Raw genomic sequence first — 16,442 nt, forward strand, 5'->3', positions numbered from 1 at the left:
ATAGACTCAACTCTCTTGTTCTTCGGGGTACTCCGCTTGAGGAATTGATACCCAACCATCGCGGGTAATGCCCGCCCCGATGCGGAGATTCTTGCTTTCGGTTGCCGCCCAGTGCCCACCCCGGTGTAATACAGCGCGAATTACGGACTTCCGCGGGTGATCCTCATCGGCTTTGGCAGAACTGCAAATGGCATTCCAGGTATGCTGGATCGGCATACTGTCCAACCGTGAACCAACCAGTTGGTCCAGAATTTCAGTCGAGACATTGTGCCGCCCGCCATGGTGGGGCACCTGAAAATACCGAATGCCTGGCAACGCGAGTCCGGCAAATGGCGCGTAGTCAATAACCTCTTGCAGCGCCTCACGCCCGGCATCGCCAGTAAGCATGACACGATGACCGTTCAGGACAGCCGACTGGACCACACTCATTTCATTTTCACGACTGGTAGGCTCAGGCGGAAAATACTCCTCGCCCCACAGGGATTTGATGTAGGCGGTCGCGGCCTTCATTGCCCGGAATATGCCGCTCAACGCGCTGTCCAAAGCACTTTCTTCAACAGCCTCCGGTGTCTTCGTGGAGTCCACAATCAGGTCGAAATAGCGCCCCAGGGTTGGTGCCATCACAGTGAAGGGGCCGATGCTCTGCCCCTGAAGGGGGGCATGGATTGGAATTCCCTTTTCTACCGCCAGATCCTCAAGAATTGCCGTGGCATCGTAGATGGAGCGCAACTTCCGTCTCAGCGCCTCAACCGATTCATAGGTCTCGAATCGATCAATCAACTGATCTGCATAGATCCACGGCCTGTTGATCCAAAGATTTCTGACCGTGCACTGCTCTAGAACTTTTCGCAAACCATTTGCGTGATCGCGATCAGGGTGCGTGAGAATCACATGGTCGATGACTGTTGTTCCGTAGTAGGTCTTCAGGTGCTCGACAATCTGATCTCCCGTATCCAGATATCCTCCGTCAACGACGTGCACGCCCTCAGTGCCATTCACAGAATAGCGAAGCGTGATCGCATCTCCGCTTTTTGCTGTTTCGACGCCAAGAAAATCGATCTCGAAGTAGTCAGCCATACATCCCTCTTGTTTTATGCCAATAAAGTGCTGGTGGCTTTACCCCTACCAGCGATCCACCGCACATGTGGGTCCTGTCGGAGTCCATACCAACGACACGGCGGGAAGACCACCAGCATCCTCGGCGATGTTGCGCAATGTGTTTCGGTCTATGCCCGAGTGTGGGCCGCCTTTCGGGTGGCTGTGCCAAGTTCCGATGAAGGTGAGATACCCTAAAGAGGCTCCATTTGCCGCACGCAAATTCTGAACAAGTCCATCCGTTCCGAGGACGAAGCAGGCGGCCTCTCGAATGCTGTCAGGCGGCGCGTCCACGATGCCCGCAATGGTGATGGTTCGATTTTCAAACGAGATGCGGCCGACCAAGGCTCCGCCTGTTTCCAGAGCGCCCCAGTGCAGCGCATCGGCATGGATCGCTTGCACGACTGGGTGCAGAATCCGAATGTTCCAGCCACCATCATCAGCTACGTCGAGCACAGTGGTCGGGCCAAGACTGGCGCGGGTCCATGCCATGCCGAGGCCTTCGGCATCCGAGATCCCGGTGCAAAGCATCGCCTCCTTCGGAAGCCCGCCAACGAGCCAGCGTTCCAGTTGCAGACCGGCCAGTGACGAAGAACGCGAAACAACGGCATCAGACATTGGCATCGTCAGTGAACGGCAGTTGTCGCCCACAAAAATGCGCGTCGGCTCCGACGTATCCCCAGCAATCGATGCCCGCAGTTCCGGCACAAACCGACAGCACTCGAACAAGAATGCCGTGAGGTCGTCAACCCGACCGGCGCGACTAGGTCCTTCAAGCAAAACCGCGACACAGCGGCCCTGACCATACATCGCGATCCGTACCAGGCGGGCAGGAGACTGGTTCAGTACTGCTGATTGTGTTTCTGCGGCCAGCACCTGAAGTGAGGCCGTCGCATCCACGATGAGAGCCGCATCCTGCGGAATGACTGTGGCGAACTGTGCCGGATCGACCAGAAGGGTCACGGCGTCGGTGTCGAACGCGCGCGATTGAAGATGCGACAGCTCCTCAAAGGCCGTCTTCATCCGCGCCGACTTCCGAGGTGGGACCAGTACCGATGTCCGCTCAATGAGTGCATGCCGTGCCGCGTTATGAGGTGACATGGACTCGTTGTCGACGAAAGTCATTGAGCCGAAACCTGCTCGCCCCAGTTGCATCGCGATTTTCGATCCCACACTTCCGCAGCCGAGTATGACTAGCGGCTGCGATGTGGCTGCTGGTGGAATGCCGGATGTCCTTGCTAGCAACTCAGGAGACAACGCATGCGCGTGAAAGGCTGGGTGAACCGTGGCGTTTCGCTCCAGGAGCGCTTTAGCGTTGAGTTCATAGCGCACCGCGTAGGGCAATACCTCGACACTTCTCCCTGGTGAACCCACAAGCGACGCTGGCCGTTGTACCGTCAGAATTACAATCGCGTACAAGCCATGCACCCAGCCGCGCGAGTCCTGCTGCATATCCAGGATCGAGCGTCCGTAATAACCATCCAAGCCTTGGGCCAACGCGTCGCGATCAATGCCAAGTTCCGCTGCTAGATCAAGCAGCGTCGCGAGATCGACAACCGTCTCCGGTTGGTAGCGTCCGACCATGTGCGGGTGGCCGTCGGTCATTGGAGCCCGCGCAATGAAGGCCGCAGTATGGCCATTTCCCCACTTGCCCAATTTGTCGTTGTGAACATCATGGACGAACACTGCATCGATTTGTGCGGTCAGTTCGGCATTGAGGATGGCGTATAGCCCGCCATCAATCGTCACGTAGCCTGCGGGAACTACCAGAATCGTGCCGTCAGCAGGTGCGGAGGCCGCAACCTTTTCGGCACTGAATACAATGGTCGAAGGACAACTGTCTCGGCGCGTCGGCTCCCACCCCTGTTCCAAGTCCAGCAATGTTCCGGCCGCAGCCTTGTGCAGCCAATCGACCAACTGATCGACAATGGCGTCTAGACCAAACCGATGCAGCAGTTCGTCCAAGGACCCCTCGAACAGGCAAGGCGAGACCAGCTCACCTTCGCGATGGGGGTTGATGTGCGGCAAATTGAGCGGAAAGTCCGCACGCAAGAAAGGCTTGGGCGCGGACAGGGGCCAATCACTGCCGAATACCAGCACGCATGTCTCGACAGCGCGCACTCCGGTTTCGGAGACGCCGTTACGCCGTGACCTGTTTGGCAGTTGGACGGCAACATCGACTTCTATTTGCGTCGATGCACCGCTTGCCTTGGGCTCGCCAACGCGAATCAGGCCCCGATGCCGCTGAAGTTGATGTAGTGCGTCAGCGATGGCGCCCGTCATGATGCCCCGTGCGGCATCGGAGTGCGCGCGGAGGTGATCACGGCAGCGGCCTTCGATCCGGACTCCTTCTTCGAGGGCGGCTGCACTCCCTGAGCGGTGACGGTGAAAACGAGGGGCTCCAAGGATTTCTCGCTCGGGTACTCGCCCGTGCAATAGAACTCGCCCTTTGCTTCGTCTACGATCGCCACGTACTCACGCTTTGCGCGGATGCAGGGTGGATCACTGTCGTCGTCTGCAATCGGCTTGCAACTGGCGACGATGACGGCGCCGTCACGGGTCTGCGAAAGCGCCTTGCGGGCATCGGCATCGAGTTTGGCCTTCTCGCCGTAGTCGGACCAACTGTCATAGGACAGCGAATGCCAAGAACAGTGATGCGGTGCCTGCATGATGTCGTACTCAAGTACATCGGCTTCGGTCTCGTGGCGCTGCCACTGGCGGTTCCAGATGAACACCTCAGCATCGCCACCAGTAAGGAACTTTGCGCCATCCGGCGTCTGAGCATCAGCGGCTAACGTGATGTTCAGGATCACGCTGGACTGGTTCTTGACCAGGCACTCTTCCTCTTCTTCGTCGTCCTGGGCATCCAGGGGGGCCAAAAGAAACGCAGAGAAGAATGCGGAACTCTTGCCGTTGATCGTCGAGAAGCGCGTGTCCACCTTCCGCACAATCGAGGTGAGATCATCGGTTTTTCCATCGATGTCCTCGCCCATGATCTGGATGCGGTCGCCGTTTCCGACGGCGAAGTTCTTGTCGCGGTTCAGTTGTATCCGCCGACGCGCCTCCGTGTTGAATACCTTGGCGTCGTCGCTCAAAGTGTGCGTCTTGCTTGCGCGTCGAAACACGATGGGAGACGACCACATCTCCCGGATCACGATTTTCTTGTCCTTGTCGTCCTTCTTGTCATCCGGGTACTTGTCCAGCGGTCCCAGGTAGAAATGCCGCGTCAGCCCACGGCAATGATCCTGGTCCGGGTGGCTCAACAAAAAGGCATCGACATATGGCCTGCCGTTCTCGTCTTTTTTCAGTCGTTCGCGCAGATCCTTGGCGACATCGCGCACGTCCTTCCCAGGATCATCGGCATCTTGTCTGATGTTTACGTCGATCAGCAGGGTCGTCGCGTCAAGATCGCCGAACTTGATGAGTGTCATGTCCCCGTTGTCGACGGGGAAAAAGGTGATGGTTGTGGGCATTGAGGTCTCCGGGTAGACGACCGAAGGATGATCGCGTATAGTTAATGTACGACTATTTTTTATATCCGTCTACTTATTAGGCGCAAATAATGCAAGAGCCTCCTGTAACTGCCGCCGATCCCGCTGAGCCCAAAGGGCTAAGCTGGGGGTTAGAGAGCAGACTTCAATTCATCGATTTCCGTTTGCGCTGGGAGCGGCGCATCAATCGAATGGATCTCACCGAGCACTTCGGCATATCGATTCCCCAGGCCTCACTGGACATTGCCAAGTACACGGAGTTAGCGCCGAACAACCTGATTTATGACCGCAGTTCCAAGACTTACACGGCAGCACCGAGTTTTCACCCGCTTTACCAGCGAAGTTCGGTGCAACACTATCTAGCGGAGCTGCTGGCCACCAAGATGGGCGTCATCGAACCAGCGTCCAGCTTTATTGGCTCAGCGCCTGAGGCAGATTGGGCACCGTCCCCTTGGCGCACCATCAATGAACAAACCGTCGAAGCAGTGGTCCGGGCAATTCGGCAGCAGGAAGCCATTTGGGTGAGCTACCAGTCCATGACGTCCTTGGACGAATCGGTTCGTCTGCTGTCGCCGCACGCTCTGGGCAACGACGGTTTTCGCTGGCACATGCGCGCGTTTTGCCATAAGCGCCAGCGCTTCAGCGATTTCGTCCTCGCCCGAATCCTGCGCATCGATGGCTTCGAGGCGAGCCAAGTGGACGCCAGCCAGGATTCGCATTGGCAAACTGTATTGACGCTGGTGCTTGCACCGCATCCCGATTTACCCGCTGCCAAGAAACGAGTCCTGGAGTTGGACTATGGAATGGAGGGTGGACAGGTCAAACTTCCATGCCGCCAAGCGTTTCTGTACTACACACTGAGGCGTTTGGGCTTGCATACCAAGGAAGCACCCGACCCCCTCGCGCAGCAGATCACTTTGAAAAACCGCGATGAAATTCAACCCTATATTGATGCCTTGTCGGCCCAAAGCTAAGCACCTATGACGAATATTTTTGAACTGGTCAAAGACCCCTACGAGCGCAAGGCGCGCGTAATTCCAGGACTTCTTGTAGCTTTGCCGCTGCTCGTTCCCTTGTTGTGTGTCTACGGCGCAAAGCACCCGGTACTTACAGGCGTGATTGGACTGCTGGGTGGCTGCGGTGCCATTTATGCACTCGCAAGCGTAGCCCGTGGGCGGGGAAAAAAGTTGGAAGAATCCCTAGTGAAAAAATGGGGCGGAATGCCAACAACCATAGCCCTGCGCCATCGCGACAAATTTCTGGATAGCGTCAGCAAGCAGCGATATCACACCGCGATTACAGCTAAGCTGGGTATTGCCATGCCGAACGCAGAGGAGGAATCAGCAGATCAGGACAAGGCGGACGATACCTACATTGGGGCAACCAAGCGACTTCGTGAACTCACCCGTTCCAACAAGCAGCTCCTACTCAAAGAGAATATTGCATACGGATTCCATCGCAATATGTTAGCGATGAAACCTGTTGGCATTTTGTCGTGCCTCTTGGGTATCCTTTATGGATTGCTGATTGCAAAAATCTTGCAGGTTGCGCCTCCACATTTTGACCCTGTGCATTTTGCTGATCCGGGGCTGGCTGCTGGCCTAACGCTGCTCATTTCGCTGGCGTTACTGGCCGCTTGGCTACTGTATTTCGATCAGAGCGCAGTCAGGCGGATGGGGTTCGTCTATGCAGAACGCCTATTCGAGTGCTTGCCGTCTTTGCCTTCTTCGGCTCCGCGGAAAAGAGCACCAAAACCGACGACGGACTGAGAACTGTCCAACAAGCAAACAGGCGCCTGGCTCCGTTGTAGTGTTTGCCCGCAAGGTGACTCCGGCAATACGCGGTGCCGGGTATGGGTTTTCAGGTCGGCAATCCAGCGATGCGCCACCCACACGTCTTCTTCGGGGTGGTTGTTGTCCACGCAGTTGCAGTATTTGTAGCTAACGTGCGCATCAGTGTGCGACAGCAGGATGCGCGCCATCGTCATGTGGAAGCGATGGGCTTGGAGATCGGCTGGGCCTTTGGGGCGCGGCAAGGTCAGCCCTAAGCAGCGCTGGTCATTGAATTCACTCCAGTCGGGGCCAACGACTTGTCCCGCGCGTTCCAGCATCTTGCGCGACTGTTAGTTCTTTCCATTGACCAAGGCAACGGCGACCGTACCCTTCGGGTACTCTAGCTTCTCCGCGAGCAGGTTCATCCAGCGCACCAGCTTGTTCAGCGTCTCATCGTTGGCAATTGCGCGTAGAGGTGGTACAGCAGGTCGTGGAGATAGATGTAGGTCTGCCGGCGTCCTTGCTCGTGGCTCCGCGTGGTTGTGGTCAGTACCCGCTGTGCCCACTCAGGCGTGAGTTCGTCCAGCATCATCTCCGTGATGTCGATGGAGATCAACGGAAATCCGAGCGACTTCCCGATCAGCGCCTTGCGGCCGTCGAAGGCGTGGCTGAGTTCGATTTCAACGCCGCCAAGCACCATCGGCTCGACCTGAACCGGCGGCCCGAGCACGGCAACGTCGAGCCGGAATTTGCTGCCGAATGGCGTCTCCAGAGGATGCTCGGTTGCCACCCGGTCGGCACCCAGCAACAAGTTGCCTTCCAGCGCATAGTCCGACGCATCCGTATCTTTGAACGCCCACGGCATCGCAAGCCCGGCATTCAAGCGTCGGGAGAGTTCGGCAGCGACAAGTTCTTTCGCCTGTCGGTGTTCGGGGCTTTCCTGCACAGCGCGCCACCGGCTGGCTTCTTCATCGTCGAAGTGCGCTTTCGGATTAAAGGTGTGTTGGGCAGGAAGCACGCGGAAGTGGGATCTCCGACGCAACTTCCCGCTCTCAAAGGAGGGGCTGACCCATGTCACCATCTGCCGTGATGCGCCGGGAGACACCAGGGGCCACAGCTTGCGTGCATGTTCCCGGCTGCGAACGTCACGCGCGGCAATCGTAGTCTGGAAAATCCCTTTCCGAGAGAAGACTACGATCGCCTCGTCCATTCTTGTCTTTCCCTTATGGCGATACGGCCGCTAATTTCGTGGTGCCATCCAGCTTGCGGTGAATCAGCGATACCAGCGTCAGGATGTCCAGTGAATCCTGTTCGGACATGGGCTAATTCGCCTTGGGCGCATGAGTCAGCGGATTGCGCACGGCGCCGAACAGGCCGATCAGCAGGTTGGCAAAGCCTTTTTGCTCGCTCTTCTCGGACTCGGTGGTGAGCGGTCCCTAGGATGAATAAAGCGCCAAACGGCGCTTTATTCATTATCAAAATGCACTTAATCTGATGACCCTTAAAAATGCCTGTTCATTGATCTGACTTTTCCCCGTCACATATAGTTCATAGAATTTACGACTCGCATGGACCATGCAACCCAAGTCAATGAGTTGATTTAAAGCATGCTTTTCATCCCTAAGGTTTCAGACAATTTAAGCAACCTGTTGATTAATTTTGATCTCATCCAATTCTTTTACCAATTTAGCTAAGTTCTGCTCTGGATCCAGCCACCAATCAACTGTCCACACTGATAATACCTGCCAGCCTAACCCATTTAATACTGTTGGTCTGAGCTGATCACGGTCTCTTGCTGTAGCTGCTTTAGCGTAGTTTTCACCATCTACTATAATACCTGCAAGATAACTACCTGAATTCAAATTATCCTTAATTGCTATATCTACACAACTATCTCCCTGACCTATACCAAGGTCCACACTCCAGCCTTGTTCTTGCAACTTAGTTTGTAGGTACTGTAGGAATTCTTTTTTAGCCTGCTGTTTACTTTGGTCAGCATAATTTAAATGCAACTGACCACTACGAGCAAAAACTAAGAAGTCTTTTAAATCCCTTACACCCTCACTATTAGTGCGTGCCAAATTAATTTCTTCAGGACTCAAAGCAGAGAAAACATGTAATCCTTGACGAGCGCGAGTAATTGCTACATTTAGACGGCGCTGACCACCTTGACGATTAAGCGCGCCAAAGTTCATAGATAATCGACCATCACGGTCTTCTGCGTAAGTAATTGAGAAAACGATAATATCACGTTCATCTCCTTGCACATTTTCTAAATTCTTAACAAATAAAGGTTCAATGCCTGACTTACTCAATGTCTCTAACTCAGGGTGATTAGCCAATTCATTATCCAGCAAATCTTCAATCAACTTCTGCTGAGTCATATTGAAAGTGACCACACCTAAAGTCAAAGGATTCTCTTGCCCTAACTGTGACTGTAAATGCTGAATAATAAATTCAACAATTGCCTTTGCTTCATTACTATTGGTACGTGTATCACCTTTGTCGTATACACCCTCAACCACATGTAGTTTTACAGCTGTATCCTTAGCAACAGGTGCAGGGAAAGTAAATAAACCACCTTTGTAGTATTTCTGATTACTAAATTGAATGAGACTTTCATAACGACTACGGTAATGCCAATTCAAAGCTAATTCTGGTAACTGAGCAGCAAGACATTCATCCAAAATACTCTCCAGATCTTCAGTCACCTCCTCATCAACCTCTTCTTCAGAATCGCCTTTACCGAAGAAACTGGTTGGTGGCATTTGTTTATTGTCACCCACCACGATTGACTGTTTACCTCTCGCTAATGCACCAATTGCATCCCATACAGGAATCTGTGATGCTTCATCAAAAATTACTACATCAAATTTTGCTTCTGTGTCCAGATATTGGGCAACTGATAATGGACTCATTAATAAACATGGTTTCAAGCCAACTAAAACATCAGGAATTTGACGCATCAACTCTCGTACAGGAATATGACGGCGTTTCTTACCCAACTCTTTGTTAAGAACAGTCCATTGCCCTTTGTAGTGGTTTTGTTCTATAAAAATATTATTCCAACGGTGAATAATTTCCTGACTTGCAGAAAGTTGGTGTTCTTTATCCTGCTGGGCAAAGGACATTATTTTCTGTTCATGTTGTTGGCTGTTAAATTGGTTTAACTCTGGATGCTGACTAAATTGATGCGTAATCCAGTGTCTCGCTAAATTAATATTCAGGCGTTTTAGGGCATCATCCACATTCAATGGGGCATTCAAAAGCTCAAATGCCAATGGTTTTAACCCATGTTGAATCAACTGGCTCTTTATAGCCTGCCAATTTAACCAATGTCTCCAAGATGAACTGTGTTGCTGCAACTGCTGTTGTCTTTCGATAATTTTATTAAAATCAATATCTGAATATGAGGTAATCGCAGTATCACTCTTCAGGACATGATCATTCAGCAATTGCCTAAACGTATTCTCCACCTGAGCGATATTCTGTGTCAGCTCATCCAAAGTATGATTTTTACTAAACTCTACAGCTTTTAATAAAGTTGCTTGATCAGTAATTGACAACGCAACTATCTGCTTAATTTCTTGCCACTGATTGTGAATAGCTTCAAAACTTTGCCATGCGCTATCTTCACCCTGCCAATAAGAACCAAGCTTACTCGCTAACAGTTTTTCACATTCAGTAAATTGTAATTGTTGGCTTTGGATATGCTGCAAGATTGGTAAGTCATGGGCAACTGCCAAAGCTGTTGGGCGTTGAGTTGAGTCTTGATAAGTTTTGACTAAGTTTCTCAGCTGGAATTTAGCAAACCATGAAAATGGGAACATTTTTGATTCTGCTTCACGCCATTTAAAGCCAATTTGACTTAAATCTGCTTGATAAATTTGAGATTGGTATTTCCCTACTAATGAAGAACGCTGTTGCTTAAGATCTTGCGTTAAGTGTTTTGTCTGGGTAATGGTTTTTAAATCGATATCTTTAATCGCATTTAAGAGTTTTAAGTCTGTTTGCTGAACCAGATTAGATATTGCTTTAAAAATCGCAACATCCTGATTAACCTGACTCAGATTCTGCTTTTCACTGAATCCAAAAACCTGTTGCCAAGCAGAAATAGACTTTTGTAATTGTTGTATCTGACCTACAAGTTGGTCCTGTAATAGTTGATATTGCTCCTGCCATGCCAGATTCCAGATAGGTTCGGACAAGCCCTCCGCAAATCCATCCAATACGTCTTTAGCATTTTCATTTACTAGCTGACGCAAGCTTACTGCTTGTGTCACCGTCTTATTCAGCAACTCACGCTTTTCTGATGTTAGTGTTGAAATTTCAATCTCAGGAAAACGTAGATGTGGTGTATCCCGATAACAAAGTTCATCACTCATTGCGGCATACAGACTCCAACCGATCGCATGTACGGTATGGAGATTATTTACATGCTGATTCAGTTCATCACGAGACTGGATTAATTTGTCCGACAACTTTTGCCATTCTGTTGTCTTTAGCTGAGCACTTAGAAAATATGGGTCATTGTTCTTCTGTGCTCTTTCCCGCAGTTGATCCAAAACCTGCATTTTCTGCGCTTTGGAAGAATGTAACTGCAAGCACAACTCACTCAAGCCAATCTGTGTCAAACGACGATAGACAACCTCTAAAGCTGCCATCTTTTCAGAAACGAACAACACAGATTTACCATCTGCTAGACACTGTGAAATCATATTTGTAATGGTCTGGGACTTACCTGTCCCAGGAGGGCCAGAAAGTACAAAAGTACGTCCTAATGCGGCGGACATAACTGCTGCTAACTGTGACGAGTCAGATGATAACGGTGTAAAAAATTGTTGAGGTTGATATCGTTGGTCTAGTTGAGCGGGTTGCGGAAAATCATCCTGTTTAATGAATGGTTCTCGTGGTGATTCAATCAGATGATTTACTACAGATTGATTTTTAAGTTGATCCATTCGTGTAGACAAATCAAGCCACATTAAATATTTTGAAAATGAGAACTGACCAATGGCAGCCTCAGCTTTAACTTCCCATCCTGGTATATTCACAATAGCCTTACGCACAATATGTAAGACTTGGTTAACATCTATCCCAGAATCATCTGCCGGCAAAGGGTTTAAACCCGAAATATCTAGTTCAAAATCCTGTCTTAATAATTGTAATAAAGTTGAATTAAAGCGAGGCTCATCATCATACATATACAGGCGATAACCTGTTTTAGCGGTCTCGCGGGTGATCTGCACAGGAATAAGTAGTAGTGGCGCTTTAAAAGTGCGTTTTGAACGCTCTGACTCTTTCCATTCCAGAAAGCCAATAGCAAGAAATAGTGTATTCGCTCCTCCCTCTTCTAAAGCAGTACGTGAGGCACGGTAAACCTCAATTAGGCGCTTTTCCAGTAAGGGTGTATCAAGTGGACTAAACAATAGTTTTCTGGACAGGCTATCATCAACATATTGATTGATATGTTGGCTTTCATTGTCACGCTGGACATCTTTTAGCGAGATGCTATCAATCCCCTTAAATAAGAAACCCTCTTGGTTCGCCAATGCATCTTCAAGTTTCCCCAGTGTTAACTCAGAACATTGTAAGGGTATGCTGTAACGATTGTCCTTAAAGTTTAAGAGCTTGTTACGGAGACTTAGATCAAGCAAACGGCGCAACCAGCGGTCAACCCGCGTGGCTTTACTTTCTACAGGACGTTCAACATCATATACAGGAATAGATGCAGGCGCCCATTCAATTTCTGTTTCATCCAGATGATTTTTCTTATCCTGATATGAGGAAATTGGTTTAATGCCACGCAACCGGGACTGGCGAACATCAATCGCAAGATAGAACTTATGCTGGCGGGATTCATCTTTAATGTACTGTTTTGCTGTTTCAAGTGCGGATGCAAACTTTACTTGTTGTGTGAGCAGCGTTGTTTCTATAAAAACAACTTCACCCAAATCATAACGCTTTCTTAATGCTTGAATATCATCAATGATCAAGTCAACATTTGGCGTCTCATTTAACCAAACCCCAAGATACGAATGTCCTTCTTCAATAATAAGTAAAGTATCTAAGCCTATTTGTTCAGCCAAGGCACTTAAAAGTATTGTCGTGTCTAAACAACATGCTAACTTCTCGTCAAAAATCTGCTTTGCCAAACGTATTCTTTGGCCCGATTTAACAAAGCTTGCTGGGTTAACAATATAATGAATATCTTGTTGTAATAAAGACTCCCATAAGGCATTCAGTTGAGATAGCACAGAATCTCTATCTCGCTCTTGATAACCACTTAATGAACCTAGTTCTTTTGCTTTTAAAATTTCACTGGCCTTAACCAAAATTGGGCTGAGTGCTGAAGCATTGGGTTGTGAAAAACTCGCCAATAATTCTATGGGTTGGCGTTCCCCACCCCAAGTATCAATGGTTAATAAATCAATCTCTGCCCGCTGCTCTGCCAGTATCTCTTCCTTTTCATTCAACCAAAGGATTTCAATACTGCCTTTAAGATTCTCAGGTAACTCCTGCAATAGTTTGATATCAAAAACTAATTTTGGCTTATCAAGAGCCAAGAATTGATTGCCTTCCAAGTTCGCAATATTGATAGTGTGTTCTTTGAAATAATCAGGATTAGAACGAATAACGATTCGAGAACCAGAAATCGTTTCAGTTGAAGAGATTAGGATTTGTCGAATCAGAGGAACTGAATTTTGCTGTAAAACAAAATTCAAAGCTGAAGCACAATCAACCTGCAATGAATATTTTGGATCAAGTTGTTGGTTATTTTCATCTTCTAGCATTATTATCCCCTTTGCAATTTAATCAAACCGAATTAATGGCATGCTTAAAATGCTAAAATCACAATTTTAAATAGTTGATATCTTGTTTTAAAATTATACGAATAACAATAGTTCTCTTACACAAATCATTTCTTTCTCAATTCTATATTGTAAATTCCAACAATTAAAAGAAATCCCATACGCAGTCTTTTACCTCGATTTCGGTAACGCTCGGCTTTGTTGCCCAAAGATTTGAAGATTAAATTTGCCCAAGCTGCCTCAGAATAAGCTTAATTTGATCCCTGTTTATCTTGTGGTTGAGCTTACCCTATCGATATGTTTCCTCGATTGATCAAGGATTTATTGTAAGAGCACCAATTCGTTGTACGGTAGACTTAAGGTATAGGCTTGAGCAAAAAAGCCGTTTACTTATGACCAAAGAAATTTTTAAACAATACCTTTTAGTTAGCTTAGGCTATTTAATCCAAAGCTCATCTTCCTGCATGATTTTTAACATTAGATTAAATAAAACCAGAACTGTCACATTTTTATTAGAGTCTATTCTTTGAAAACTGAATTGAACTCTTCGCTCAGGTGCATTCATATTAACTGGATAATTTTGTATACCTAAATTTAGCTCTTCTCCTAATATTGGCTTCATTCCAGCAATAAAACTTCTAATTCGTTGCTCATCGTCTTGATCTCGACATACAAAATGCAAAAAATTCTTACGTAACTTACCAAAGTGTAATAATATTTTTAGAGCATCAATCTTGTTCTTTCTTTGATATATGTCAGGCCTATTCTCTTCTTGATCGTACAAATCAAGGAAGGTATTGCGTTCATTAGAACGAGACAATTTCCTGGCTTTATTGTGAAGATCCTCAAACCAACCTTCATCTATAATCTCTCCCTCAATATTTTCAACTTTTAAGTTAAATTTTTGGGGGCTCATCCATTTAGTGCACATCAATTGACATCGCTGCAGCCATACTTGAGCTTGGGGATCTTTGCTACGGGCATCTCTAAAATTTATCAAACGTTGATAAGGTGTCAGAGTACTATTCTCGATACTAAACTTCTTCTCTTGTTGGCCAACCATTGTGAATGGCTGTGTTTGCTGATGATAAGAATCAAACCATTTCTGCTGCTGAGTATAACGATTTAAGTTTATGTACTCTGTACTTGACTTCACTGGACCAAAACACTGTTCTAATACTTTTTTTGAAATGATACACGGCGAATTATAAATTCGATCGACTGCTAATAAATCCAAAACATGAAGGTAATTTGAAGCCGTTTGCTCAATACTGCTATGCCCCATCCAAGAGGCGAGCACCTGCCATTTATGTTGAATAATCTCTTCTTGAGCACGTGCTTTCATACCAAACAATAAATCCCTCATCTTTTTTGCTTTTACCCAAGGACAATCTGTGTAGGTCTTGATCATTTCTTTTGAACCGAGCAAAGTTATTGCTAGATAGTTAGCAGCACTGTGGCGTAATGTATGAAAACTAAAGCCATGATGCATACCTAATATTTGACTAAACAAATCTACTGTAATTTTGCTGATACATTGATCAGTTAATACACGATGATTCACACTAAAAAGTTGATCATCCTGCTGATTAACCAAATATTGCTCATAACGATGTTGTATGTAACGTTGTACTACTAAAAACTCATGTTCTGACAATGCAATTTTCAATGGTATTTGACGATTCGCACTTCGCGTTTTCAGACGGCGATATGAATTGTCTTGGATATGAAGCGTGATATTATTAAAAACTGTATTTTCTTTTTCTTTATAAAGTAGCTCTGGGCAAATAATATCTTGTATTTTAAGACAACGAACTTCATTTAATCGAAGTCCAGTTCTATAACTTAGTAAATACATCAGCTTTAAACAACTCAGATGATCGACCCACTCTGATGCCGTTGGCTCTTGACTTAAATTTTCTAGTTTTTCCAATAATTTGCCAAATAGCAAAGGACTCACTAGCCGTGCATTGCAAATTTGTAAATGCTTAAAACTTGAATTCTGTAACACCAATACCCCTGGAGCATCATAATTCTCTATACAGAATTGATGAAAATCTTTTAGGCGACCAAAACGGTATTCTGCGCTTTGGTGCATCTTACGAGAGGTTTTTCCTTTCACCGAATCTCGTTGAACTGCTTTTTCATCACGTTCACTGCTGTATTTCAATAGCTGCCGATATAAATCCTCATAGTCATCTATGGATTGTTGCTTTAAATCTAATTTATTGAGCCAAATCTCAAATATAAATTCTTTGCCAAACGATCCTAAGTAGCTTTCAATAGTTGATAATTGAAGCCCTCGTTTTTTTAAATGCATTAACCAGTGAATTAAGCGTAGTTGAGCATCAATTAAAGACTTTTCCTCCGTATTAGCATCAACTATCTTCTCCTCTAACACCCTTCTAGTTTCTTGCCAAAAACGTAGCGTGCGTTCTTCTTTATTCCTCTTTTTATCTAAACGCTCAACTTTTTGACCTTTACGTTTCTTTTGACCAAACAACATCAACTCATACGGAATCGTTTGTAATTTGCTTTGAACAGTCGGAACTTCAGGAAGTAACTGCTCTTGTTCAAAATGAATAGGGCGATTATCTGGTTCTGTGACTTGATTGTAATCATTATTCCACAGCAATCTAAATTCGGATGGCCTTAAAGCAACAGTATTAATCTCTTGCTGAAGCACATTACTCAAAAATATATCTATGCTGAGGTTTGGATTAAATTCGAGTACCATTTGCACATCATTAAATGCACGAAATCCACGGCGTTTAATTTGATATTGCAGATCCCCAAGACTTTTTTTCCTGCCTATCTTACTCAAGCTTTCTAAAATACAATCTTCAACTGAATGTTGCAGACAAAATTCTTTCTGAGTAGCTTTCAACTTTTTTAAATATTGCAAAATGAACTGCGCATATGGGTTAAAAAAAACATGTTTCCATTGGTACAACTTTCCCTGTTCTACATCGTTGCCATATTGAGAGTTTTCAACACGATAATGTAGTAACAATGGATTAGTGATTTTTTTGTAGTCCGAATGGTATAACCGAAAACAATTCAGATCTGTACCAAGCTCAATGGCCTCCTGCAATTGCTTCTGAATAGCAATCAAATGCTGTTCATCTGCACAGCCTGAAATATATAGGACTTACGCACTATTATTTATAGATTCTCTGTGGTAGGAGATGATTTTTATCGAGAATAAAGTCATCAATGAAGTCTTTGATGATTGGTCTAAATAATTTCTTCTGCCAACGATATACATTTTC

The 16,442-nt window shown here is 46.8% G+C and carries 10 protein-coding genes and 2 pseudogenes; 3 read left to right on the forward strand and 9 right to left on the reverse strand.

The features are described from left to right. Positions 1 to 6 precede the first annotated feature (6 nt). From HYG88_RS10755 to HYG88_RS10765, 3 genes are read right to left on the reverse strand one after another with little or no spacing between them, the layout of a single operon-like run. Complete coding sequence (locus HYG88_RS10755) at positions 7 to 1,077, reverse strand: hypothetical protein (RefSeq protein ID WP_016165489.1); 1,071 nt, start codon at positions 1,075 to 1,077, stop codon at positions 7 to 9. Between the two features lie 45 nt (positions 1,078 to 1,122). Next, on the reverse strand, positions 1,123 to 3,378 hold the full coding sequence (locus HYG88_RS10760) for a ThiF family adenylyltransferase (RefSeq protein ID WP_016165490.1): 2,256 nt from the start codon (positions 3,376 to 3,378) through the stop codon (positions 1,123 to 1,125). Next, the gene (locus tag HYG88_RS10765) at positions 3,375 to 4,568 is read right to left on the reverse strand and encodes a hypothetical protein (RefSeq protein ID WP_016165491.1); all 1,194 of its coding nucleotides are present in this window, start codon (positions 4,566 to 4,568) and stop codon (positions 3,375 to 3,377) included. Before HYG88_RS10765 ends, HYG88_RS10760 begins: the two co-directional genes overlap by 4 nt. Positions 4,569 to 4,657: 89 nt before the next feature. Between HYG88_RS10765 and HYG88_RS10770 the strand changes: the two genes are divergently transcribed. The 3 genes from HYG88_RS10770 to HYG88_RS15300 all read left to right on the forward strand — a co-directional run bounded on the left by HYG88_RS10770 (position 4,658) and on the right by HYG88_RS15300 (position 6,633). After that, on the forward strand, positions 4,658 to 5,560 hold the full coding sequence (locus tag HYG88_RS10770; RefSeq protein WP_016165492.1) for a WYL domain-containing protein: 903 nt from the start codon (positions 4,658 to 4,660) through the stop codon (positions 5,558 to 5,560). Between the two features lie 6 nt (positions 5,561 to 5,566). After that, positions 5,567 to 6,355, forward strand: a complete 789-nt coding sequence (locus tag HYG88_RS10775; RefSeq protein WP_016165493.1) for a hypothetical protein — start codon at positions 5,567 to 5,569, stop codon at positions 6,353 to 6,355. Positions 6,356 to 6,438: 83 nt separating this feature from the next. Further along, a complete protein-coding gene (locus HYG88_RS15300) occupies positions 6,439 to 6,633 on the forward strand; it encodes a hypothetical protein (protein WP_228130595.1) in 195 nt (64 codons plus the stop codon). Positions 6,634 to 6,800: 167 nt separating this feature from the next. Here the strand turns inward: HYG88_RS15300 and HYG88_RS10780 are convergent, their stop codons facing one another. The 6 genes and pseudogenes from HYG88_RS10780 to HYG88_RS10805 all read right to left on the reverse strand — a co-directional run. Continuing rightward, entirely contained in the window at positions 6,801 to 7,568 is a 768-nt protein-coding gene (locus HYG88_RS10780) for a hypothetical protein (protein WP_016165495.1), read from the reverse strand. A 13-nt stretch (positions 7,569 to 7,581) separates the two neighbouring features. After that, positions 7,582 to 7,677, reverse strand: coding sequence for a TIGR02391 family protein (locus HYG88_RS15305; protein ID WP_228130596.1), 96 nt, complete (start codon positions 7,675 to 7,677; stop codon positions 7,582 to 7,584). Between the two features lie 3 nt (positions 7,678 to 7,680). Next, positions 7,681 to 7,782 (reverse strand): annotated as a pseudogene (locus HYG88_RS15310) (TIGR02391 family protein); the annotation flags it as partial. A 213-nt stretch (positions 7,783 to 7,995) separates the two neighbouring features. Next, on the reverse strand, positions 7,996 to 13,152 hold the full coding sequence (locus tag HYG88_RS10790) for a DUF4011 domain-containing protein (protein WP_039047814.1): 5,157 nt from the start codon (positions 13,150 to 13,152) through the stop codon (positions 7,996 to 7,998). A gap of 454 nt (positions 13,153 to 13,606) precedes the next feature. Beyond that, positions 13,607 to 16,312 (reverse strand): site-specific integrase, encoded by a 2,706-nt coding sequence (locus HYG88_RS10800; RefSeq protein WP_178883069.1) that lies wholly within the window; start codon positions 16,310 to 16,312, stop codon positions 13,607 to 13,609. A gap of 19 nt (positions 16,313 to 16,331) precedes the next feature. Then, positions 16,332 to 16,442, reverse strand: a pseudogene (locus HYG88_RS10805) (IS701 family transposase); the annotation flags it as partial.

Source organism: Acinetobacter sp. SwsAc4, assembly GCF_013391535.1.
Lineage (GTDB): Bacteria > Pseudomonadota > Gammaproteobacteria > Pseudomonadales > Moraxellaceae > Acinetobacter.